Source organism: Pseudomonas sp. RC4D1 (assembly GCF_018390395.1).
GTDB classification, from domain to species: domain Bacteria; phylum Pseudomonadota; class Gammaproteobacteria; order Pseudomonadales; family Pseudomonadaceae; genus Aquipseudomonas; species Aquipseudomonas danubii.
In genome coordinates, this window is the sequence record NZ_JAHBAW010000003.1 from 225,669 (window position 1) to 246,831 (window position 21,163).

Genomic DNA, 21,163 nt, shown 5'->3' on the forward strand with positions numbered 1-21,163 from the left:
TTATGCAGCCGCGGCCACTGTTGACCCGGATGGAAGATGAACACTGCCGCGCGCTGCGCCAGCAACTGAAGGAGGTGTACTGCGTCTTCGATTTTGTGGTGCTGGCGGTCGAACCCGAGGCTGAGGTGGATCAAGCCCTGCATCGCCAGGGCTTGCAGCACCTGTACCTGCAACTCATGGCCGAGCGCCGCGAGCGCTGGGAAACACTGCGCCAGGACCCGCGCTACGCCGACGTCGGCTTGACGTCGATGCGCTGGGAGCAGGAGCGGGCGGTGCCTGAGGCGCTCAGCCAGGAACAGGTCCGGCAGCTCGTCTGCGAAAACCTGGAGCAGCAGGACCTGGCCTTGTACCGGGCGTTTCGCCAGCCGCCATACGGGCTGCATTTCCCTGGCGGCGCCGAGCAGGCGCGGCAGGTTTACGGCCAATGGCTGGACGTGCTGGGGCTGGACCCCGAACAGCAACCCCAGGTGATCAACTGGGTAGGCAACCTGGAACTGGACTGTCAGGCGCCGGACATGGGCCCGCACCTGCTGCCCTGGAGTGACTATTTCGACGAAGGCCTGGAGTGGTGGGGCGTCTGGTGCCTGACGGTGTGGAACCCCGTGCGCCGGACCCTGAGTGTGCTGGCTGCCAGCGCCACCGATTGAACAAGGAAAAAGGATCATGGAACACCTAGAGCGCCATCCCCTGAGCAGCGCCATGCGCGAACGGGTATTGGCCGAGCTGGCGCGGATCGAGCGCGAGCGCAATGTGCAGGTGCTGTATGCCTGCGAATCCGGCAGTCGGGCCTGGGGCTTTGCCTCCACCGACAGTGATTACGACGTGCGTTTCGTCTATGTGGAAAAGCCCGAATGGTTCATCCAGGTGGATGCCGGGCGCGATGTGATCGAGCGGCCCCTGGACGACGAGCTGGACATCAGCGGCTGGGAGCTGCGCAAGACCCTCGGGCTGTTGCGCAAGTCCAACCCGACCCTGCTGGAATGGCTGGATTCGCCCCTGGTGTATCGCAGCGAACCGACCGCCGCCGCGCGCCTGCGGGAGCTGGCGGAGGCGTTCTACAGCCCGCCGGCAGCGCGCAATCATTATCTGTCGATGGCCAAGAAGAACTTTCGCGGTTACCTGCAAGGCGACAGCGTGCGTTTCAAGAAGTACTTCTACGTGCTGCGGCCGTTGCTGGCGGTGCGCTGGATCGATCAAGGACGTGGCCGACCGCCGATGACCTTTGCCGATCTGCTGACCACCGTCGACCATCAGCCACTGCTGGACGAAGTGGCTGAGCTGCTGGTTTTGAAACGCTGCGCCGACGAGTCCGCCTACGGACCGCGGCGCCAGGCACTGCACGCCTTTATCGCCGCCGAGCTGGAACGCCCGGTGCCGAAACTGGCGCGTACCCATGAAGACAACGCGTTGCTGGACGCTTACCTGCGGGAAACCGTCCGGCACTACGCCTGAGGAATGAGATGAAACAGGATGTCATCGAACTGGACGGCGCCATCGGCGGCGGCCAGGTACTGCGCAGCGCCTTGAGCTTGTCGATGCTCAGCGGCAAGACCCTGCGTATCCATAATATTCGTGCCCGGCGCAGCCGCCCGGGGCTGCTGCGTCAGCACCTGACGGCGGTGCAGGCCGCGGCCCAGGTGTGTGGCGCCAAGACCTCGGGGGTCGAACTCGGCTCTCAGGCCCTGACCTTCGAACCGGGGCCGATCCGTGGCGGCGACTACCGCTTTGCCATCGGCACTGCGGGCAGCTGCACCCTGGTGCTGCAGACCCTGCTGCCGGCCTTGTTGCATGCGCCGCAGCCCAGCCGTGTGAGCATCAGCGGCGGCACCCACAACCCCCTGGCGCCGCCGGTGGATTTTCTCCAGCAAGCCTGGTTGCCGTTGCTGCGGCGCATGGGCGGGCGGGTGGAACTGCAATTGCTGCGCCACGGCTTCGTCCCGGCCGGCGGTGGTGAGCTGGAGGCCTTTGTTCAACCGTCGGTGCTGCAGCCCCTGCACCTTGAGGAGCGTGGCGCACTGTTGGGGAGTCGGGCCTGGGCGCTGAGCGCGGGCCTGCCCGAGCATGTGGCGGAGCGCGAGTTGCGTCGGGTGCACAATCGCCTGGAACTGCCTCGGGAGCACCTCACCCCGGTGCAGCTGGATGAACAATACGGCCCGGGCAATGTGCTGTTGCTGGAGTTCGCCTTCGAGCACCTGACCGAGCTGTTCAGTGGTTTCGGCCAGAACAGCCTGCGGGCGGAAAAGGTCGCTGACGTTGCTATCGATCAGGCCCGCGCCTGGCTGGACTCCGGCGCGGCGGTGGCCGAGCACCTGGCCGATCAACTGCTGCTGCCCATGGCCCTGGCCGGCGGCGGCAGCTTCACCACGCCGTGCATGACCGAGCACCTGGAAAGCAATATCCGGGTGATCGAAGCGTTCCTGCCGGTGCGCATCGAGGCGCGTTCGCTGGGCGCGCACCTGTTGCGGATGGAGTGCCACGGCCTGGGATGACAGCCCGGGGCGCGAGGCCCTGGCGCGGCTCAACCCGCTGTTGCAGATGGCCACCCTGACGGCCGTATCCTCAGCGACAGCGCGGCGATCCTGATCCGCCTCGGCCCGGAGTGTCCCGACTCCGGGCTGCTGCCTGAAGCGCCGTCGGCCTGCGCATCTGCACAGGCGCTGGCTTGCTGGCGGCCACCTCGGCGGCCCCCAGCTTCTGCAGTAGGCGGGGTGAGGGCGACAGGTTGAAGCGGCAGTTGAGTGTGTACCGGAGAAACTGGCAGTCTGCGCGCCCACGCTGGTGTCGGTTTTTCTCACAAGGATTTACCCAATGGATGGCAATACCTGGCTCAAGGCCTTGAACGCACTGCTGACGCTTCTGCAACGCCTGGTGTTGCTCAGTGGCTGGTTTATCGCCGCGCTGATACTGGGGTTCACCATCAAGTCCGGGTTGCAGCCCTTTCTGGCGATGTTCCTGGCGTCGCTGCTGGGGGTGGTCGCGCTGGTGGTGCATGAGGGCGGGCATTACCTGGGGGCACGCGGGTGCGCCATGCCGGTGTTGCAGGTGCGGGTGGCCGCGGTGGAAATCCAGGTGCAGCGGCGCGGCTGGCGGTTGCGCTGGGCGCCGCAGCTCAAGCGCAATCGCCTGGGCGGTTATGTGATTGCCGTGAGCAATCTGCAACGCCCGCTGCGGCGGCAGTGGATGGTGGTGGTCCTCTGCGGGCCGCTGCTGAACCTGCTGCTGGGCGCCGCTGCCCTGGGGCTCGGGCTGTCCTGGTCCGGGGTGCCCGGGGCCATGGCCCTGGCGTTCGCCGCGATCAATCTGGCCATGGGCCTGGGGAACCTGATGCCGGCCTGGCGGGTGTCGCCCAGCGACGGGATGCTCCTGCTGGGCTGGTTTATGCATCGCGACGATCAACGCCCGGAACTGGCCCAGGCGCGTCTGCTGGCCCAGACCGTGGCCGGGGTGCCCAGCGCGGAGTTGCCGGAGGAAGATCTGCAGCGTTTGGCCGAAGGCGCCATGCCCGGGCCGTTGCTCGCTTTCGGCTGTCGCCTCAATGCCCTGCAGGATCAGGGCGACTGGCCGGCCGCGGTGCAGATGGAACAGGCGCTGGAACAGCTGCTGGTGGCCCGGGCGACGGAGCTGAACGGCATGAGTGGCCTGATCGAATTGTTGCGTAGCGAATTGGCCTTCTGCCGCGCTTTTGTGCAGCGTGACGTCGCCCCCTTGAACAGCCCCCCGATGAGCGCCGAAGTGGATTGGAACGCACCCTGGCTGCGACCGCGTTGCCTGGCCTTGCAAGCCTTCCTGGAGGGCGACCGGCAGCAGGGCGAGCGTCATCTGCAGCAGGCGCTGCAAGCGGCCAATAACAGCGTGGTGCTGGCCCAGGGCAAGAGCGAAGCGCTGCTGGCCGAATACCTGCGGGCGTTGCCGGCACCAGGCCGCTAAGGCCCCGGCCCACGGCATCGAACAGGCCGTTGTGCTGGCGCGGGCTTGCCTGCGAAGGTTTGCCGCTGGGGGACCAAGGTCTGTGCAGCGTCCAGCCGGTTTCCGGGGTGATGGGGGAGTGGGCGGGGTGAAAATAATCGGTTCGCGGTGGCAAACCTCTTATACTCCTGCGCCTTATTTTCCCAGCCAGCCAGAGGAACGCCCCGTGGCCAACGAACCGGATCAGGATTTCTACAACCGCGCCGATGCCATCATCGAGTTGACCAACTCCCACATCGCCGACAGCAGCCGGGGCAAGGCCAGCGCTTCGCTGATGTACGCCAACGCGCGCTTCAGCGCCTGGGTCAGCGCCTGCGGCTGCCGTAATGCCGAGGAACTGGCGGCGTCCAAGCAGCAGGCGGTGGACTATTTCCTTGAGGAGTTCCGCCTGATGCTGGAAGAGAACCTCACCGACTACGTCGAGAACTACTCGCGCTACATGAACGCCAATCCGGATTGAAAACAGTCGACGCGGTCTTGCCTGGGCCGCTTTCGTGAGACTGTCGGGCAGTCGCTTGCTGCCCCGCTGCAACCCGTGCACTTATCGCCTCGGGTTGTCTGCCGCCCACCTTGCATAACCCTTTGATCTGAGTGTTCCAGGACCACGGCAACCGTTGGTCCTGTTGTCTTGCGGCCATCCCGAGCGCCGCCAGGGGCTCAACTACACTGCGCCTGCGGCAAGTCTTGCCGGGCGTCGTACCTCCTGCTCAGGGAGGCCGATGGCACGGTGGCTTCAGGCCCCGCGACAGACAGGAACACATCCAATCAGCAAGGAGTGCCAACCATGATCGTCATTCCACAACGTGTCATTGAAAACGGTAGTGTCATCTCGCTGCGCGGCGACTCGGGCAACTATATGTCGCGGATGGGCGCGACCGGGCTTGAGCTGTCCAAGGGTTCCATCGACCAATACTGCAAGTTCCGGGTGGTGCTGGTGCAAATCGGCACCGACAAGAAACTCGCGCTGCAGGGCGACACAGGCAAGTTCATGTCGCGCATGGGGGCGACGGGGCTGGAGTTGTCCAAGGACAGCATCGATCAGTATTGCCAATTCGCCTATGCCATCGATACCGCCAGCGGGCAGGTTTCCCTGCGCGGCGACAACGGCAAGTGGATGTCGCGGATGGGCGAGACCGGGCTCCAGTTGTCCAAGGACGGGATCGACCGGTTCAGCCAGTTCATGCTGGTTCTGGAAGGTTGATGCCCGGGTGATTGGGTAGCTCCCTGGCGCTGGCCGGGGCAAGACGGGGACGGTCATTCGCAGCTGCGAGCATTCGTCCACCGATTGAACCTGTGGTGCAGGGCCGGACACACTCTGTCGAGCGCGAGTGCTGCCATCAGCGCCGTTGCCGAGCCGGTCGCGGGAATTCACACACACACATTCTGGTCACACAAAACGTGATCGGCGTCACTCTTTTCTCAAGTGATCCATGACCCTGGTCGATAAGCTCTGCATGCCTATTGATACGGAGTTCGTCATGGCCTTGCTACCGGTTCGTCTGTCTCATCGTTTGACCCTCGGCAGTGTGCTGCTGTTGCTGTTCACGGCGTTGGCGGTGTTCGCCGTGATGACCTTGCGGGGGCAGCCCAGAGTGGTGGCGGCGAGCTCGGCCCTGATTGAACAGACCGGCAGTGCCATCGTCCGGCAACTGGCCTTGCAGTTGGCCGGGATCGAAGGGGTGACCGCCAGCATGGCCCATCTGGTGGAAGGTTTGCCCAAGGAGCAGGCGCTGGTGATGGCCACCTTGCCCAAGCTGATCGACCACGAAGGCGACAAGGCGATCGCCGGGGGCGGCATCTGGCCGGAACCCAATGCCTTCTCTGCCGGGGTCGAACGCCGCAGCTTCTTCTGGGCGCGCAGCGATGCCGGGCCCCTGGCGTTCTCCGATGACTACAACGCTGCCGGCAGCGCCGGCTATCACCATGAAGCCTGGTACACCGGCGCGCGCAACAGTGCGCCGGGGCGTTGCCTGTGGTCCGAGGCCTACCAGGACCCGGTGACCCAGGTGCCGATGACCACGTGCAGCGTGCCCTATCGTCAGGACGGCGCCTTCGCCGGGGTCGCCACCATCGACCTGCGCCTGGATGACTTGGCGCGTTTCCTCAAGGAACAGGGCGCGGTCACCGGCGGTTATGCCTTTGCCCTGGATCAGGCCGGTAATGTCTTGTATTTCCCTGATGCCCAGGCCGGTGGCGGTGGGCAGATGCTCAGCTTCGACGCCTTGAGCAAGCAGCAGCCCTGGCTGCATCCGGTGGCCGAGGCCCTGGCCAAGGCGGCGCCTGCCGGGCAGGTGCGCAGCCTGGATCTGGCAGAGGATGGCCGGCTGCAGGAAGCGGCGCGGGTCAGCCTGTTCAGCATGCCCGGCAGTGGCTGGACCATCGGCCTGGTGACCCCCGAGCAGAAGGTCACCGGCCTGGCTCGGGCCATGACCACCGAGATCCTGCTGTTCCTGCTGCCGTTGCTGGCGCTGCTGTTGTTCTTCGCCTGGCTGGCCGGGCACAAGCTGATTGCCCAACTGGAGGAAACCACCCAGCAGATCGATGCCCTGGGCCGTGGTCAGGCCACGGACAACGCCGAGTTGCACGTGGCCCGGGCCGATGAGATCGGCGCCTTGCGCGGTGCGGTGAACCGCTATGCCGGGCAACTGCGGCAGATGCTGCACAAGATCGCCAGCGAAGCCCAGCAGTTGCAGAACGAAGCCGCGCGCCTGGGTGAGCTCAGCAGCACCCTGGCCCAGCGCGCCGAGCAGCAACGCCAGGAAAACACCCAGTTGGCCACGGCCATTACCCAGATGTCCTCCAGTGCTCTTGAAGTGGCGCAGAACACCAACAACTGCGCCGACACCGCCCGCCAATCCCTGGTGGTGGTGCAGGACGGCCAGCAGCGGGTCGCGGCCAACAGTCAGTCGATCCAGCAGCTGTCCACGGAAATGGCCGAGGCCACTGCGGTGATCCAGCGCCTGGAACAGGACAGCCAGCAGGTCGGCGCGGTGTTGGATGTGATCAAGGCCATCTCCGAGCAGACCAACCTGCTGGCGCTCAACGCCGCCATCGAGGCCGCTCGGGCCGGGGAGCAAGGCCGCGGCTTTGCCGTGGTGGCGGATGAAGTACGGACCCTGGCCGGCCGGACTCAGACCTCGGCCAACGAGATCAGCGGCATGATCAGCGATTTGCAGCAGGCGTCACGTCAGGCGGTCCAGGCGATTCAGGCCGGTGAGGCGCGGACCCGTGAAGCCGTGGGCGAGGCCTCCGGCGCGTCGCAGGCACTGTCGAGCACCGTCACCAGCTTCGACGATATTTCCCAGCGCGCGCAGCAGATTGCCGTGGCGGCGCAGCAGCAGAGCCATGTGACCCAGGAGATCAACGAACTGGCGGTGCGCATCCACGGCATCAGCGAGGACAACGCCCGGGACGCCCAGGCCCTGGACAAGGTCAGCGAGGCCATGCAGGCCCTGTCCGGGCGCTTGTCGAACCTCAGCCAGGGCCACAGCTGAGGCATTGCCTGCCCGGGCCGTCAGTGGTCCGGGCGGGTTTCAGTCCCCCGGGCCGCAGTCGCCGGCCCGTTTCAGACCTGGCTGGACATCATCAGCTTGAGGTTCAGCAACAGCCCCAACGACACCCAGCCGACCCCCAGCAGGCCATTGATCAGTGGCTTGCCGGGAGCCACGCGCGTGGCCAGGAAACGGGCGATGGCGGCGCCGATCAGCGCGCCGGGAAAGTCCAACAGGTAGAACAGCCAGCCCATGGAGTCCTCCGGGGAGCTGATCCACAGGCTGAACAACTGCAGGTGCGCGGCCAGGGCCAGGGCCACTCCGGTGAACAGCGCCGGCGTGGGCCGGGTGCACAGCAGCAGGCCGAGGATCAGCCCCTGGGGCAGCCAGTAGGCGGCAAAGTTTTCCCAGAAATACTCCATCGGTTGCCCGGCCCGGACGATTGCCAGGGACAGCCCCCAGAGGAGCGCGACGATGGCGGGCAGGTACTTGAGGCGGGCAACGGGTACAGCGAGTGAGGGTGAGGGCATTGCAGGGTCTCGAGGATCAAGGGGCATCAGCGGTGGTGGCCGCCGGGTAGGGTATCTGTGGTGTCGCTACAGAGTTCGTGGACGCATTGGCGCAACCAGCGATGGGCCGGGTCGGCCTCCATGCGCGGGTGCCAGAGCAGGGAAATGGTCAGCTCCGGTAGCGGTACCGGCAGGCGGAAACTGTGCAGGCCTTCTCGCAGGTTGCTGGTGTGGCGTTCGGGCACCAAGGCGATCAGGTCCGAACCCCGGGCCAGGGCCAGGGCCGCGGAAAAACCGCTGACCAGGGTGACGATCTGTCGCTGCCGGCCCAGGGCCTGCAGCGTATCGTCCATGCGGCTATGGTCGTGCCCCTGGTGGGACACCAGGATGTGCTGGCCGGCCAGGTAATGGTCGAGACTCACCGGGCCGCGGCTCAAGGGGTGGTCGCTGCGCACCACGCCGATAAAGCGATCGCGAAACAGCGCCCGGGTGCGCAACTCGGGGCTGGTGTCGGCATCGATCACTGCGGTTTCCAGATCGACGCTGGCCTCGCGCAGGGGCTTGCTGTCGCGGTCCAGCTTGGGCACGAAATGCACCCGTACCCCGGGCGCTTCGGCCCGCAGGCGGTTGACCAGGGCCGGGCCGAAGTTCTCGACGAAACCGTCGCGGCTGCGCAGGGTGAAGGTGCGCACCAGTTGCCTGAGGTCGATCTGCTCGGCCGGGCGCAGGGCGGCCTGAGCTTGCTCAACCAGCGGTCCGACTTGCTGGCGCAGCTCCAGTGCCCGGGGCGTGGGCACCAGGCCGCGTCCGGCGCGGACCAGCAACGGGTCACCGGTGGCCTGGCGCAGGCGGGACAGGGCCCGGCTCATGGCCGACGGGCTCAGGTTCAGGCGCAGGGCGGCCCGGGCCACACTGCCTTCGCTCAGCAGTACGTCCAGGGTCAGCAGCAGATTCAGATCGGGAGTCGACATGGGCGGAATCTAGCACGCCCAGAACTGACATGGCGTTGCATGCATCAATTAACTGCAAAGCCTGCGTCTTCCGCCAGGTCTGGCGCGGACATAGGCTGGCGGGCAAATGCCTTGATGGAGTCTGCGCAATGCCCACCCTTGAGTCGAACCGTCCCGCGCTTCAACCCCGTGCACGCTGGGCCCTGGCCAGCCTGTCGCTGGCGACGCTGATGCCGTCCCTGGATACCAGCATTGCCAACGCCGCGCTGCCGAGCCTGGCCCGGAGCCTGGAGGCATCCTTCCAGCAGGTGCAGTGGATTGTCCTGGCCTACCTGCTGGTGATCACCACCTTGATTGCCAGCGCCGGGCGCCTGGGAGACCTGCTGGGCCGGCGCCGGGTGCTGCTGGGCGGGATCGCCCTGTTCACCCTGGCTTCGCTGCTCTGTGGTCTGGCGCCAAGCCTCGGTTGGCTGCTGGCGGCCCGGGCCTTGCAAGGCCTGGGGGCGGCCCTGATGCTGGCCCTGAGCATGGCCCTGGTGGGCGATGCGCTACCCAAGGCTCACACGGGAACGGCCATGGGCGTGCTGGGCAGCCTGTCGGCCCTGGGCACCACTCTGGGTCCGTCCCTGGGCAGCCTGTTACTGGCCGGCGTCGGCTGGCGCTGGATTTTCCTGGTCAATGTGCCGTTGGGGCTACTGGCTTGGCTGCTGGCCTGGCGTTGCCTGCCACAGGACCCCAAAGCCACCTCAGCCAGCGCTTTCGATCTGCCCGGGACGCTGCTCCTGGCCCTGAGCCTGGGTGCCTATGCCCTGGCCCTGACCCTGGGGGACAACCCGCTGGCGCTGTTGAACCTGGGGCTGTTGTCGGTAGCGGTGGGTGGGGGCGTGCTGTTGGTGTGGGTAGAGCGACGGGTGGCCGCGCCGCTGTTTCAGCCCGCCTTGCTGCGCCGGCCGCAACTGCGCCGCAGCCTGCTACTGAGCCTGCTGGTGTCCACGGTGATCATGACCACTCTGGTGATCGGGCCTTTCTATCTGTCCCAGGGGCTGGGGCTGGCGACTGTCTGGGTGGGCCTGTGCCTGTCCCTGGGGCCGCTGGTGGCGACCCTGAGCGGGGTACCCGCCGGACGCCTGGTGGATAGGCTCGGCGCCCGGCTCTTGTGCCGGCTCGGGCTGCTGGGCATGTTCTTCGGTCTGTGCCTGCTGGCGCTGTTGCCCGTGAGCCTGGGGCTGGCGGGGTACCTGCTGCCCATTGCCCTGGTGACTGCCAGCTATGCGCTGTTCCAGGCGGCCAACAACAGCCTGGTGATGCTCGACGTGGCAGCGCAGCAACGGGGGCTGACGGCGGGCCTGTTGAGCTTGTCACGCAACCTTGGCCTGATCAGCGGCGCGGCCGCCATGGGGGCGTTGTTTGCCGTGATGTCGCGGCCGGGCGAGGGCGGTCCTGCCGATGTCGCGGCGGTGGCCCGTGGCATGCACTGGACCTTTGCGGTCGCTGCCGTTCTGATGCTGCTGGCGCTGATTGTCGCCTGTTTCGACCGGTTGTCCGAGGCGCCTGATCGGGCTTGTCGGTTGCCGCGCCCGAACTAAGCTTGGCCTGCACACCCCACCAAGGAGCAGGTCACCGTGAGTACACTTCGCACCCCTTCTTTAGGCCCGATTGTCGGGCACACCACCGATACGTCCTGCCGTTTATGGATCGCCGCCTCCGATGCCCTGGACGAGAAGGGCGTGGCGGAGGATATCCGCACCATCGGCGTGATTGGCGTGGTGGGCAGCAATGGTCGGGTCGCGGCGGACAACATCTTCTATTTTCGCTTGCGACGCGAGTACCACCGTACCGGCACTTTCAATCTCGGTGTCGACACCAGCCTGTGGAGCAACCAGGCTGCGCGCAAGCAGCTCAAGCCCTTTGTGCTGACGCCTGACACCCGGTATCGGGTGCGCATGGCGTCGCTCAACGTCGATGACGCGGGCAGCAACGATGATGATGTGTCCAGCGAGTCGGTGGTGCAGCGCCTGCCCGAGCCTGGCGCCTGGGCCAATGATCTGAACCGCACCGGGGCCGACAAGATGTACGTCGAAGCCGAGTTCACAACCCACGCCAGTGCCGGCGCCAAACCCGCGCCCCTGAGCTTTCTGCTGGGGTCTTGCCGCTACCCGGGGCTGCTGTGGAAACGCAAGAATTCCGACACCATCTTCGGGCCGATGCTGGCCGACCATGGGGATGCGCAACTGGTGCTGATGGTGGGTGACCAGATTTATGCCGACCTGTTCAACCGCCTGGTGCCGGTGGGGCTGGCGGATACTTTCGAGGAATTCGAGGAGCGCTACCACAGCGCTTTCGGCTCGCCGAACATCCGCCAATTGCTGGCCCACCTGCCTACCTACATGATCCTCGACGACCACGAGATCGAGGACAACTGGACCCAGGATCGGATTCGCAAGGACCGTGACAAGCGCCTGCTGTTCAACCTCGCCATGGGCGCCTACATGAGTTACCAGTGGAGCCATGGACCCCGCTTTGCCGACAGCTATGTCCATGGCCGGGCCATGACCGGTGACGACAAGTACCTGCAGCAGTTGCAGACCAACCAGCTGTTCTACGACTTCTCCTGTGGCGACTACCCGTTCTTCGTGCTCGACACCCGTACCCAGCGCTTTCTCGATGATGTGCCCGATGCCCTGGAGGACAACCATCTGCTGGGCCGTCCTTCACTGCACCCCAGCGAACCGGGTCAGCTCGACCGGCTGTGTGCCTGGTTGCGGCACATGCAGGAGGATCGGGGCAACATCCCCAAGTTCGTGGTCACTTCCAGCGTCTTTGTGCCCAACGGTGTGGATACCGTGGGCACAGACTCTGATGCCGTGCGCCACAAGAACGACAGTGACTCCTGGTCGGCTTTCCCCTCCACGCGGCGCGCCGTGCTGGAAACCATGATCGAGCACCAGGTGCAGAACGTGGTGTTCCTGTCCGGAGACATTCACTGCTCGAACATTTCCCGGTTGGCGTTCAGTGCCGCGGGTCAGGCCCTGAAGTCCTACGCCGTCACCTCGTCGGCCTTCTACTGGCCTTTTCCCTTTGCCGACGGTGACCCGGCCGGTTACGTGCACGACTCAACGGCGCCGCAGACGCCCGATAGCTTTGCGCTTCTCGACGGTACGCACACCATGGATTACCACACCTGGGCCTTTACCCAGGCCGATAACTTCGCCCGTCTCGACTTGCATCCCGACAGCGCCGAGTTGGTGGTGCAGTTCTACGGCGCCGACGGTGCGCCGCTGTTGACCCGCAAGCAGGACGACAGCGTGAACAACCAGGAGGAACGGCTGCAACTGATGCCTTGGTAGCAGGGGCGTCCTCAGCTATGCCGATTGATGGATAATCAACCTCCCCTGACCGCTTGCTCCGGCTGGGGGAGGCAATGGAGTTTCCATCAATCAGGCGGGCAGGGGCGTAGGCATGGGGCTAGGTGTACAGGAGATCAATGGCAGTATCGGTGAGCAGAAAACATCGGCGCTGTTGTTGAAACGATTCTGGGTTTTGAAGCGCACCCCCGATGTGGATGGCGCAGATTTTCTGGTGCAGTTTCCGCAGACCGATCTTGAGTCCATCAGGGCTGCCGCTGGTGGCATCCAGTGCTTCGGTATTGTGCAGTCGAAGTACTTCCAGACGAAAAATCCGGTGCGTATCCAAAAGCATTATGTATTGGATCAACAGGTTCCCCGCTGCGAGTTTTTTTGCTTGATCCACTCCCAGGATGATCAGGGTAATGACCTGACCTACTTCTTTTCGGCCAAAGAAATTGTTCAATGCTTCGAGGACAGGGGGGATAATTATGTGTTCTCTGTCACCAAGAAAAGAACCTATGAAAAGTACCGAAATCTTAGTTCGCAGGTGATCTTCAATAGCATTGAAAATGGCATGTATGAGGCCGATGTAGCGAACAATAAAGTGTATATAAACAAAATATACGAACGTATTGTCATGCCTACACAGCATTATCAGGAAGAGCCTGATTTCGAGTATTCATTGAGGATTGTCGAAGGGGTCAGGCTGGTTATCTGCTTTGATCTCCAATCGTCACGTAAGCATCTGCTGGAAGGACGACGAGACCTGCATGCCAATCGAGGAGAGTTCGGATGGGGTGGCAAAGGCACCGGCAGCAAGTTTCTGGCCGTATCCTTGCTGGCTCATCACCTGGATGGCGCCACGCCCGGAGAGAACGAAATCAATGCGCTCTTGAACAATTTGATTGCAAAACTGGATTTCACCGCAGAGCACCGGATCTCAAGTGCGGATGTGCGGCTCGCACTGTCGAAGGTGACCCCCCAAGGGCAGTTGCTGTGGGACAAGAGCCAAGCCGAATTGCCTCAGAATGAGGAGTTTTCACGAGAGTATTTCATTATCAAAGACTTGATTGGCAACGTCTTGCACATGGAGTGCTATCGCGCAGAGCAGTATGAGATTCCTGTAGAGGCAACGCTTGCCAGTCAGGTGTCGATCTTTCTTCCTGTGGCCAAGAAGAACCTGGATGCTACATCGAACAAGTTGCTGGCAGTGGTAGCGCTCAAACGAGAGTGGCAGGGCGCTCAAGTCGTGCGGATTCTTGGAATCCAGAGTATCTACTATGACAATTGATATCTTGGGCGCTTAGACCTCGCGGCCTTTTATGTAGATTTCGTGCAAGTCATCTACGCGACCAAGAAACATCGCCTGATGTTTCATGTTCCGGCTGCTGGCTAAGAGGGCGATGGACAACAGGTCCCAGAGGACGGCAAAACCTGTGAAGACGATGCCGGATACGTAGCTAAGAATGATCAATACGATAAGCAGAGTGCCTGTGAGCATTGCTGGAACACTTTGCGGTTCAACCCCTGGCAGGAGCGGGTACTTGAAGGCCAGGACGATCCAGAACGCCATGCCTGGGCAGATTCGCGCAATCAGGTCGTAATAGATGCTGGGAATGAGGTTGAAGATCGAGGTGAGCCCGCTGCCGCCTTCGCTCTTGCCGGGTTCTTTCTTACCCTTGTCTGCATCGCTCATGGCTCTCTCCCTTGTGCTCGGAACTCCTGGCTACTGACTATTAGTTCAAGGGGATTGCCTTGTCCATGGAGCAGGCTGGCTAAGCCGGTCAGCAGCGCGATGGCAGGGAAAGGGACGAGCACCTGGCTGGGCGAACACAGGGCCTTGTTTCCCTGTGTCGCTATCCGGATCGGTATCCAGAGGGGGCTTACAACCCCAGTTCCAGCGCCAGCAAGTCCGCCAGGGGCTGGCGCCGGCGGATCAGCTGTGGCTGGCCGTTGGCGAACAGCACTTCCGGCAGCAGCGGCCGGCTGTTGTAGTTGGAGGACATGCTGGCGCCGTAGGCGCCGGTGTCGTGCAGCACCAGCAGGTCGCCGACCTGGGCCTGGGGTAGCAGGCGCGGGGTCAGGCATTCGTCGTCCTGGGTGAAGATATCGCCGGACTCGCACAGCGGGCCGCCAACCACGGTCAGCTGTTGCGGGCGCTGCACCGGCTGGCCGCTGGCGTCCAGCAGGCTCATGCCGTGGTAGGCGCCGTACATGGCCGGGCGCATCAGGTCGTTGAAGCCGGTGTCCACCAGCACGAAGTGGTGCTGGCCGGCGGTCTTCACCACCCGTACTTCGCTGACCAGGCAACCAGCCTCGGCCACCAGGAAACGTCCGGGCTCGATTTCCATGCGCACGCCGTGGCCCAGGTAGGCCTCGATCTCCCGGCGCGCAACGCTCCAGGCGTTGGCGTAGCGCTGCACGTCCACCGCGGTGTCACCGTCGCGGTAAGGGGTGGACAGGCCGCCACCAATGGAGAACGCCTCGATGTCGTGGTCCAGGGATTTCACCGCCGCCACCATGGCCGCGCCCACCTGCTCCAGGTGGTCGTAGTCGACCCCGGAACCGATGTGCATGTGCAGGCCTACCAGGTGCAGGCCGTACTGGCGGATCACCGCCAGGGCTTCGCCGACCTGATCGTGCCAGATGCCGTGTTTGCTGTTCTCGCCGCCAGTGTTGGTCTTGCGGCTGTGGCCGTGGCCGAAGCCCGGGTTGATCCGCAGCCAGACCCGGTGCCCCGGGGACTGCTCCCCGAGTTGACGGAGCATGTCGATGGAGCCGGCGTTGACCTCCACTTGCAGTTCCACCACGCGCTTGAGGGTGGCCTCGTCGAACAGGTCGCAAGTGAAGACGATGCCGGCATCCACCGGGCTGAAACCGGCCAGCAGGGCACGCTCGATTTCTCCCAGGGATACGGCGTCGACCCGTACCCCGGCCTCGCGGATCAGGCGCAGCAGGTGCAGGTTGGACGAGGCTTTCTGGGCGTAGCGCACCACGTCGAAGGCCTGCAGTTGGGCAATGCGCGCCTGGATGGTGGCGGCGTCATAGCACCACAGTGGAGTGCCATATTGGCGGGCAGCGGCGACGAGTTGAGCAGGAGAGAAGGGAATGGCCATGGCGATTGCTGTCTGTGGTCAGTGAGAGTGGTTGCAGCATGCCGATTTCCGGTCATTCAATAAAATATCTATTCTTTGTAGCCTGATTCAGATCTGATATGGGTTGAGCGATCAAGCGAGCCTCTGTTCATGGACATCTCCCTGCGGCACATCGAAGTATTCCGCGCCATCATGCAGGCCGGCAGCGTCACCGGCGCCGCGCGCCTGCTGTTCACCTCGCAGCCCACGGTGAGCCGCGAACTGGCGCGGCTGGAGGCGCTTTCCGGTCTGCGCCTGTTCGACCGCGAAGGCGGGCGCCTGCTGCCCACGGCCCAGGCCCTGCTGTTGCTTGAAGAGGTCGAGCGGGCTTATGTGGGGCTGGAGCGTATCAACAGCGTGGCCCAGTCGATCCGCCGTTTCGAGCACGGCCAGTTGAGCCTGAGCTGCCTGCCACTGTTCTCCCAGACCCTGCTGCCGCGGGTGTGCCAGCGCTTTTTGCAAGCGCATCCGGGAATCGGCCTGAGCATCACTGCCCAGGAATCGCCGCTGCTGGAAGAGTCCCTCAGCGCCCAGCGCCATGACCTGGGCCTCACCGAAAGCGAGCACCTGCCACGAGGTACTCAAGGGGAACTGCTGTTCTGCGCCGATATGGTCTGCATCCTCCCGGACGATCATCCGCTGTTGGCCAGGCCACGGCTGACTTCGGAGGATTTTCGCGGGCAGAACTTCATCAATCTCTCGGGCCTGGATATCTACCGGCAAACCCTGGACGAGCATTTTCGCCAGGCCGGGGTCGATCGCCGGGTGGTGGTGGAAACCACCAACGCCGCCTCGGTGTGCGCCATGGTGCGCCAGAAACTGGGGGTGGCGATCATCAATCCCCTGAGCGCCATGGAAGAAGTGGGGCGTGGCTTGGCGATCCGTCCGTTGCAGCTGTCGGTGCCCTATCGGGTGATGCTGATCCGCCCGGATTACCGGCCGTCATCGAGTTTTGTCGAGGGCTTTTGCCAGTCGTTGCGAGAGGAAGCGCGGCGCCTGGAGGGGCAGCTACGAAACATCCTATGAAAACCGACACCCTCGCTACAGGAGCCCGCTTGCTGGCAAAGGCGATCTCTCGAACGCCTTCGCTGGCAAGCGGGCTCACAGCGGGATGCTTCTGAGGGGCAGGCCCGCGCAGGTCGCGGGCCGGATGGTTAGCGCTCGATGGCCAATGCCACGCCCTGACCGCCGCCGATGCACAGGGTCGCAAGGCCTTTCTTGGCGTCGCGCTTGAGCATTTCATGCAGCAGGGTCACCAGCACCCGGCAGCCCGACGCGCCGATCGGGTGGCCGATGGCAATGGCGCCACCGTTGACGTTGACCTTGCTCGCATCCCACGCCAGCTCCTTGCCCACCGACAGGGATTGCGCGGCGAAGGCTTCGTTGGCTTCGATCAGGTCCAACTGGTCCAGGGTCCAGCCGGCCTTGTCCAGGCAGCGGCGGGTGGCGGAAACCGGGCCGATGCCCATGATCGCCGGATCGACCCCGGCGTTGGCGTAGGCGGCGATCCTGGCCAGTACTGGCAAGCCCAGGGCCCGCGCCTTGCTGGCGCTCATCAGCATCACTGCGGCGGCGCCGTCGTTCAGCGCCGAGGCGTTGCCGGCGGTGACGCTGCCGTCTTTCTTGAATGCCGGCTTGAGCTTGGCCAGGGCTTCGGCGGTGGTGCCGGGGCGCGGTTGTTCGTCGGTGGCAAAGGTCAGCGGCTCGCCCTTGCGCTGGGGAATCTGGATCGGGGTAATCTCGTCAACGAAGCGCCCGGCCTCGATGGCCGCTGCGGCTTTCTGTTGGGAGGCGGCGGCGAAGGCGTCCTGGGCTTCGCGGCTGATGCCGTATTTTTCCACCAGGTTCTCGGCGGTGATGCCCATGTGGTAGTCGTTGAAGGCGTCCCACAGGCCGTCGCTGATCATGGAGTCGATCATCTGGCTGTGGCCCATGCGCAGGCCGGTGCGGGCGCCGGGCAGCACGTAGTTGGACAGGCTCATGTTTTCCTGGCCGCCGGCGATGATTACTTCGGCATCGCCGCAGCGGATGGCCTGGGCGCCCAGGTGCAGGGCTTTAAGACCAGAGCCGCAGACCTTGTTCAGGGTCATGGCGGGCACGGCGTGGGGCAGGCCGGCCTTGATCGCGGCCTGGCGGGCGGGGTTCTGCCCGGCGCCGGCGGTGAGCACCTGGCCCATGATCACTTCGTCCACCTGGGCCGGGTCGATGCCGGTCTGGGCCAGCAGTTGGCGAATCACCGCGGCGCCCAGGTCGACGGCGGGAATGCCCGCCAGGGAGCCCTGGAAACTGCCCACGGCGGTACGAGTAGCGGCAACGATAACGACGTCTTGCATGTTGGGGCTCCTTAAGCGAACTGCATTTCAGGCACGTGGTCCGGCACGATCAGCTTGCCGGCGGTCTTGCTGACGATTTCCTCGACGCTGACCCCGGGGGCGCGCTCCTTGAGGATGAAGGCGCCGTTCTCGATCTCCAGGTAAGCCAGATCGGTGAGCACGCGCTTGATGCACTGGGCGCCGGTCAGCGGCAGGCTGCAACGGCTGAGCAACTTGGATTCGCCGTCTTTCGAGGCGTGGGTCATGGTGACGATGATGTTCTCGGCACCGGCCACCAGGTCCATGGCGCCGCCCATGCCCTTGACCAGCTTGCCGGGGATCATCCACGAGGCGATGTTGCCTTGCACGTCGACTTCGAAGGCGCCGAGCACGGTGAGGTCGATATGGCCGCCGCGGATCATCGCGAAGGATTCGGCGGAGGAGAAGATCGAGGCGCCGATGCGTGCGGTCACCGTCTGCTTGCCGGCGTTGATCATGTCGGCGTCGACTTCGTCTTCAGTAGGAAAGGCGCCCATGCCCAGCAGGCCGTTTTCCGACTGCAGCATGACTTCCATACCGTCGGGGATGTAGTTGGCCACCAGGGTCGGAATGCCGATGCCGAGGTTGACGTAGAAGCCGTCCTGCAGTTCGCGGGCGACGCGCTGAGCCATTTGTTCGCGGGTAAGAGCCATGTTTGTTGTCCTTTTAGTCGGGCTGGGGAAGGGCGATCACTTGCGCACGGTGCGCTGTTCGATGCGCTTCTCGAAGGTGCCGCAGATGACCCGGTCGACGTAGATGCCGGGGGTGTGGATCTGCGTCGGGTCCAGCTCGCCCGGCTCGACGATTTCTTCCACTTCGACCACGGTGATCTTGCCGGCGGTGGCCGCCAGGGGGTTGAAGTTCTGCGCGGTGTGGCGATAGACCACGTTGCCGAAATGGTCGGCCTTCCAGCCCTTGACGATGGCGAAGTCACCGGTGATGGACTCTTCCATCAGGTAGGTGCGGCCCTTGAACTCGCGGGTTTCCTTGCCGTCGGCCACCGGGGTGCCGACGCCGGTAGCGGTGAAAAAGGCCGGGATGCCGGCGCCACCAGCGCGCATTTTTTCCGCCAGGGTGCCTTGGGGAGTCAGCACCACTTCGATTTCGCCGCTGAGCAGCTGTTTCTCGAACAGGGCGTTTTCACCGACGTAGGAGGCGATCACCTTGCTGATCTGGCGGTCCTCCAGGAGTACGCCCAGGCCGAAACCATCGACCCCGCAGTTGTTCGAGACCACGGTCAGATCACGGGTGCCGCGGCGTTTGATCTCGGCGATCAGGTTCTCGGGGATACCGCACAGACCGAAGCCGCCGGCGATCACGGTCATGCCATCTTGCAGACCTTCCAGGGCTTCCTCATAGGACGCCACGCGCTTATCGAAACCTGCCATTTGCACCATCCTCTTTCTTGTTCGTTGGCGGCTGGCCAGCCGTTTGCGGATCAGTGTTGCGCTGCAGGATTGATTTGTTAAGTTGATTTTTAAGGTTGATTGATTTGAAAATCAGCATAATCAGCTCCAAGCTTGCGGCCTGAAGTTTATAGCTGGCGGCTGCCTCCTGAGGATGACAGATGACGGTTAAACAGATTCGGGCCTTTCTGGCGGTGGCCCACAGTTTGAGCTTTGCCCTGGCCTGCGAGCGCCTGCACCTGTCGCAGTCGGCCTTGAGCCTGACCATCAAGGCCTTGGAAGAAGGCTTGGGCGGACGGTTGTTTACCCGCAATACACGCAATGTGGCGCTGACCCCTGAAGGCGAGGCTCTGCTGCCTCTGGCCCGGCGCCTGATCGCCGATTGGGACAACGCCGAGGACGAACTGCGCCAGCGTTTCACCCTGCAGCGCGGGCGGGTGACGGTGGCGGCCATGCCGTCCTTTGCCGGCAATCTGCTGCCGCCGATCCTCAAGCGCTTTCGCGCCCGCTACCCCCAGGTCAACGTCACGGTCAATGACGTGGTCAACGAGCAGGTGCTGGAGATGGTCCGCGACCGCGAGGTGGAACTGGGGGTGGCGTTCGAGCCTCAGGACAGCACTTCCTTGCTCTTCACCCCGCTGTACATCGACCGTTTCGTGGCCGTGGTGCCCAAGGATTCGCCCCTGGCGCAGCGTAGCCGCATCGACTGGCAGACGCTGCTGCAGGAGCCCTTTATCACCCTGCAGCGGCCGTCCACGGTGCGGGTGATGCTGGAGGACCATCTGCGGGCCCGGGGCGTGCAGTTGCCGGTGGAATTTGAAAGCCACCAGTTGGCGACCGTGGGGCGCATGGTCGCCAGCGGCCTGGGTGTCAGTGCGGTGCCGGCGCTGTGTGCCCAGCACATGCGCGAGCTGGGCGGGCATTGCCTGACCCTGGATGATCCGGTGGTGGAGCGGGCCATCGGCGTCTTGACCAAGCCGGGGGAGGAGTTGTCCACCGCGGCCCAGGCGCTGTTCGACATCCTGCGCGAGGAAAACCTCGACCAGCGCGTGGCCATGCTTTGAGGCTTAGCGCAGCAGGCGTTCGGCCAACAGCGGCAGCAACCGGTCGCAGGGCTCGCCGAGCTTGAGGTCCAGCAACTCGTCAGCGCGGGTCTTGCCGAAGTTGATGGCCAGCAGCGGCTTGCCCTGCTCAGCCACGGCGCGACACAAGCGAAACGCCGAATACGCCATCAGCGATGAACCCACCACCAGCAGGCCGGCGGCCTCGTGTACGGCACTCAAGGCCCGGGCAGCGGTGGTTTGGGCCACGTTCTCGCCGAAGAACACCACGTCGGGCTTCAAGCGGTCGCCGTCGCAATAGGGGCAGCGGGGGACCTGAAAGCGTTCCTCGAAGGCCGGGTCCAGCAGGGTGTCGCCATCCGGCGCCTGCACCGCGTCGACGCCGGCCAGGTAGGGATTGAGCGCCTGCAACTGCTGCTGGATGGCATCACGCTGACTGCGCTGGCCGCAATCCAGGCACAGCACTCGGTGCAGGCTGCCGTGCAGTTCGATGACGTCCAGGCTGCCGGCCTGATCGTGCAGGGCGTCGACATTCTGGGTGATCACCCCGGCAATCCGGCCTGCGGCTTGCAATTGCGCCAACGCCTGGTGCGCGGCATTGGGCCGGGCCTGGCGCATGCGCGGCCAGCCGAGCATGGCTCGGGCCCAGTAGCGACGACGGGCGTTGGCCTGTCCAAGGAACTCCTGATACATCATCGGTTGCTTGCCGCGGCGCACGCCTTCGCTGTCGCGGTAGTCGGGGATGCCTGACGGGGTGCTGATGCCGGCCCCGGTCAGGACCATGAACGGCTGGCCGTGCATGGCGGCGGCGACTTGTTCGAACGGCGCAGCGGTGGGTCGATCGATCATGGGCTGCTCTCCTTTGCAGAGGGGACGGTGATCAGAAATAAACGCAAAACCCCGGGGATGCCAGGGTTTTGCGTCGATGACTGGGCGGTCGCCCTGGCC

At 64.2% G+C, this 21,163-nt stretch carries 20 protein-coding genes and 1 pseudogene; 13 read left to right on the forward strand and 8 right to left on the reverse strand.

Annotated features, from left to right (window positions below; all coding sequences use genetic code 11):
• Positions 1 to 2 precede the first annotated feature (2 nt).
• The 8 genes and pseudogenes from KHO49_RS25975 to KHO49_RS31655 all read left to right on the forward strand — a co-directional run bounded on the left by KHO49_RS25975 (position 3) and on the right by KHO49_RS31655 (position 7,460).
• Positions 3 to 647, forward strand: coding sequence for a hypothetical protein (locus KHO49_RS25975; protein WP_249735853.1), 645 nt, complete (start codon positions 3 to 5; stop codon positions 645 to 647).
• Positions 648 to 663: 16 nt separating this feature from the next.
• Positions 664 to 1,452, forward strand: a complete 789-nt coding sequence (locus KHO49_RS25980) for a nucleotidyltransferase domain-containing protein (protein ID WP_213666082.1) — start codon at positions 664 to 666, stop codon at positions 1,450 to 1,452.
• 8 nt (positions 1,453 to 1,460) lie between these two features.
• Positions 1,461 to 2,489, forward strand: a complete 1,029-nt coding sequence (gene rtcA, locus KHO49_RS25985) for an RNA 3'-terminal phosphate cyclase (RefSeq protein WP_213666083.1) — start codon at positions 1,461 to 1,463, stop codon at positions 2,487 to 2,489.
• Positions 2,490 to 2,808: 319 nt separating this feature from the next.
• Positions 2,809 to 3,927 carry a site-2 protease family protein gene (locus KHO49_RS25990; protein WP_110595918.1) on the forward strand — a complete coding sequence of 373 codons (1,119 nt, stop codon included), beginning with the start codon at positions 2,809 to 2,811 and terminating at the stop codon, positions 3,925 to 3,927.
• Positions 3,928 to 4,132: 205 nt separating this feature from the next.
• Positions 4,133 to 4,426, forward strand: coding sequence for a DUF3144 domain-containing protein (locus tag KHO49_RS25995; protein WP_102864173.1), 294 nt, complete (start codon positions 4,133 to 4,135; stop codon positions 4,424 to 4,426).
• Positions 4,427 to 4,750: 324 nt separating this feature from the next.
• Positions 4,751 to 5,167, forward strand: a complete 417-nt coding sequence (locus tag KHO49_RS26000; RefSeq protein ID WP_047285711.1) for a fascin domain-containing protein — start codon at positions 4,751 to 4,753, stop codon at positions 5,165 to 5,167.
• Between the two features lie 535 nt (positions 5,168 to 5,702).
• Positions 5,703 to 6,050, forward strand: a pseudogene (locus KHO49_RS31650) (cache domain-containing protein); the annotation flags it as partial.
• Positions 6,051 to 6,170: 120 nt separating this feature from the next.
• A complete protein-coding gene (locus KHO49_RS31655; protein WP_502938145.1) occupies positions 6,171 to 7,460 on the forward strand; it encodes a methyl-accepting chemotaxis protein in 1,290 nt (429 codons plus the stop codon).
• A 71-nt stretch (positions 7,461 to 7,531) separates the two neighbouring features.
• Here KHO49_RS31655 and KHO49_RS26010 read toward each other — a convergent pair whose 3' ends face one another.
• Both KHO49_RS26010 and KHO49_RS26015 read right to left on the reverse strand, forming a co-directional pair.
• A complete protein-coding gene (locus KHO49_RS26010; RefSeq protein ID WP_123392989.1) occupies positions 7,532 to 7,987 on the reverse strand; it encodes a hypothetical protein in 456 nt (151 codons plus the stop codon).
• 26 nt (positions 7,988 to 8,013) lie between these two features.
• Entirely contained in the window at positions 8,014 to 8,937 is a 924-nt protein-coding gene (locus tag KHO49_RS26015) for a LysR family transcriptional regulator (protein WP_110652950.1), read from the reverse strand.
• A 128-nt stretch (positions 8,938 to 9,065) separates the two neighbouring features.
• On the opposite strand from KHO49_RS26015, the gene KHO49_RS26020 reads away from it, so the two are divergent.
• The 3 genes from KHO49_RS26020 (at position 9,066) to KHO49_RS26030 (ending at position 13,554) form a co-directional block, all read left to right on the forward strand.
• Positions 9,066 to 10,502, forward strand: coding sequence for an MFS transporter (locus tag KHO49_RS26020; protein WP_213666084.1), 1,437 nt, complete (start codon positions 9,066 to 9,068; stop codon positions 10,500 to 10,502).
• A gap of 36 nt (positions 10,503 to 10,538) precedes the next feature.
• Positions 10,539 to 12,263 (forward strand): alkaline phosphatase D family protein, encoded by a 1,725-nt coding sequence (locus tag KHO49_RS26025; protein ID WP_265074600.1) that lies wholly within the window; start codon positions 10,539 to 10,541, stop codon positions 12,261 to 12,263.
• A gap of 112 nt (positions 12,264 to 12,375) precedes the next feature.
• Entirely contained in the window at positions 12,376 to 13,554 is a 1,179-nt protein-coding gene (locus tag KHO49_RS26030) for a DUF6166 domain-containing protein (RefSeq protein WP_213666085.1), read from the forward strand.
• Positions 13,555 to 13,566: 12 nt separating this feature from the next.
• Here the strand turns inward: KHO49_RS26030 and KHO49_RS26035 are convergent, their stop codons facing one another.
• Entirely contained in the window at positions 13,567 to 13,959 is a 393-nt protein-coding gene (locus KHO49_RS26035) for a hypothetical protein (RefSeq protein WP_249735857.1), read from the reverse strand.
• Positions 13,960 to 14,146: 187 nt separating this feature from the next.
• The gene (gene lysA / locus KHO49_RS26040; protein WP_110595913.1) at positions 14,147 to 15,379 is read right to left on the reverse strand and encodes a diaminopimelate decarboxylase; all 1,233 of its coding nucleotides are present in this window, start codon (positions 15,377 to 15,379) and stop codon (positions 14,147 to 14,149) included.
• Between the two features lie 129 nt (positions 15,380 to 15,508).
• Here lysA and KHO49_RS26045 point away from each other — a divergent pair, with 129 nt between their 5' ends.
• Positions 15,509 to 16,423: a LysR family transcriptional regulator gene (locus tag KHO49_RS26045; RefSeq protein WP_110652953.1), complete on the forward strand. Its 915-nt coding sequence runs from the start codon at positions 15,509 to 15,511 to the stop codon at positions 16,421 to 16,423.
• Between the two features lie 128 nt (positions 16,424 to 16,551).
• Here KHO49_RS26045 and KHO49_RS26050 read toward each other — a convergent pair whose 3' ends face one another.
• Genes KHO49_RS26050 through KHO49_RS26060 form a run of 3 tightly spaced genes read right to left on the reverse strand, consistent with a single transcriptional unit; the run spans position 16,552 to position 19,136 of the window.
• Positions 16,552 to 17,730, reverse strand: coding sequence for an acetyl-CoA C-acetyltransferase (locus KHO49_RS26050; RefSeq protein WP_213666086.1), 1,179 nt, complete (start codon positions 17,728 to 17,730; stop codon positions 16,552 to 16,554).
• An 11-nt stretch (positions 17,731 to 17,741) separates the two neighbouring features.
• Positions 17,742 to 18,401, reverse strand: coding sequence for a CoA transferase subunit B (locus tag KHO49_RS26055; protein WP_011060620.1), 660 nt, complete (start codon positions 18,399 to 18,401; stop codon positions 17,742 to 17,744).
• A gap of 36 nt (positions 18,402 to 18,437) precedes the next feature.
• Positions 18,438 to 19,136 (reverse strand): CoA transferase subunit A, encoded by a 699-nt coding sequence (locus KHO49_RS26060; protein WP_011060621.1) that lies wholly within the window; start codon positions 19,134 to 19,136, stop codon positions 18,438 to 18,440.
• Positions 19,137 to 19,315: 179 nt separating this feature from the next.
• Here KHO49_RS26060 and KHO49_RS26065 point away from each other — a divergent pair, with 179 nt between their 5' ends.
• Positions 19,316 to 20,218, forward strand: coding sequence for a LysR family transcriptional regulator (locus KHO49_RS26065; protein ID WP_102879983.1), 903 nt, complete (start codon positions 19,316 to 19,318; stop codon positions 20,216 to 20,218).
• 3 nt (positions 20,219 to 20,221) lie between these two features.
• On the opposite strand, the gene KHO49_RS26070 is transcribed toward KHO49_RS26065, so the two are convergent.
• Positions 20,222 to 21,064 (reverse strand): NAD-dependent protein deacetylase, encoded by an 843-nt coding sequence (locus KHO49_RS26070; RefSeq protein ID WP_102879982.1) that lies wholly within the window; start codon positions 21,062 to 21,064, stop codon positions 20,222 to 20,224.
• Positions 21,065 to 21,163: the final 99 nt, after the last annotated feature.

Excerpts from the sequence above, each read along its gene's own strand:
- KHO49_RS26035 (WP_249735857.1), bottom strand. The coding sequence starts at position 13,959 with ATGAGCGATGCAGACAAGGGTAAGAAAGAACCCGGCAAGAGCGAAGGC.
- KHO49_RS26070 (WP_102879982.1), bottom strand. The coding sequence starts at position 21,064 with ATGATCGATCGACCCACCGCTGCGCCGTTCGAACAAGTCGCCGCCGCC.
- KHO49_RS26065 (WP_102879983.1), top strand. The coding sequence starts at position 19,316 with ATGACGGTTAAACAGATTCGGGCCTTTCTGGCGGTGGCCCACAGTTTG.
- KHO49_RS26055 (WP_011060620.1), bottom strand. The coding sequence starts at position 18,401 with ATGGCTCTTACCCGCGAACAAATGGCTCAGCGCGTCGCCCGCGAACTG.
- KHO49_RS26010 (WP_123392989.1), bottom strand. The coding sequence starts at position 7,987 with ATGCCCTCACCCTCACTCGCTGTACCCGTTGCCCGCCTCAAGTACCTG.
- KHO49_RS26015 (WP_110652950.1), bottom strand. The coding sequence starts at position 8,937 with ATGTCGACTCCCGATCTGAATCTGCTGCTGACCCTGGACGTACTGCTG.
- KHO49_RS26050 (WP_213666086.1), bottom strand. The coding sequence starts at position 17,730 with ATGCAAGACGTCGTTATCGTTGCCGCTACTCGTACCGCCGTGGGCAGT.
- KHO49_RS26000 (WP_047285711.1), top strand. The coding sequence starts at position 4,751 with ATGATCGTCATTCCACAACGTGTCATTGAAAACGGTAGTGTCATCTCG.
- KHO49_RS26060 (WP_011060621.1), bottom strand. The coding sequence starts at position 19,136 with ATGGCAGGTTTCGATAAGCGCGTGGCGTCCTATGAGGAAGCCCTGGAA.
- KHO49_RS26045 (WP_110652953.1), top strand. The coding sequence starts at position 15,509 with ATGGACATCTCCCTGCGGCACATCGAAGTATTCCGCGCCATCATGCAG.
- KHO49_RS25980 (WP_213666082.1), top strand. The coding sequence starts at position 664 with ATGGAACACCTAGAGCGCCATCCCCTGAGCAGCGCCATGCGCGAACGG.
- KHO49_RS26020 (WP_213666084.1), top strand. The coding sequence starts at position 9,066 with ATGCCCACCCTTGAGTCGAACCGTCCCGCGCTTCAACCCCGTGCACGC.
- KHO49_RS26030 (WP_213666085.1), top strand. The coding sequence starts at position 12,376 with ATGGGGCTAGGTGTACAGGAGATCAATGGCAGTATCGGTGAGCAGAAA.
- KHO49_RS25975 (WP_249735853.1), top strand. The coding sequence starts at position 3 with ATGCAGCCGCGGCCACTGTTGACCCGGATGGAAGATGAACACTGCCGC.
- rtcA (WP_213666083.1), top strand. The coding sequence starts at position 1,461 with ATGAAACAGGATGTCATCGAACTGGACGGCGCCATCGGCGGCGGCCAG.
- lysA (WP_110595913.1), bottom strand. The coding sequence starts at position 15,379 with ATGGCCATTCCCTTCTCTCCTGCTCAACTCGTCGCCGCTGCCCGCCAA.
- KHO49_RS25990 (WP_110595918.1), top strand. The coding sequence starts at position 2,809 with ATGGATGGCAATACCTGGCTCAAGGCCTTGAACGCACTGCTGACGCTT.
- KHO49_RS31655 (WP_502938145.1), top strand. The coding sequence starts at position 6,171 with ATGCTCAGCTTCGACGCCTTGAGCAAGCAGCAGCCCTGGCTGCATCCG.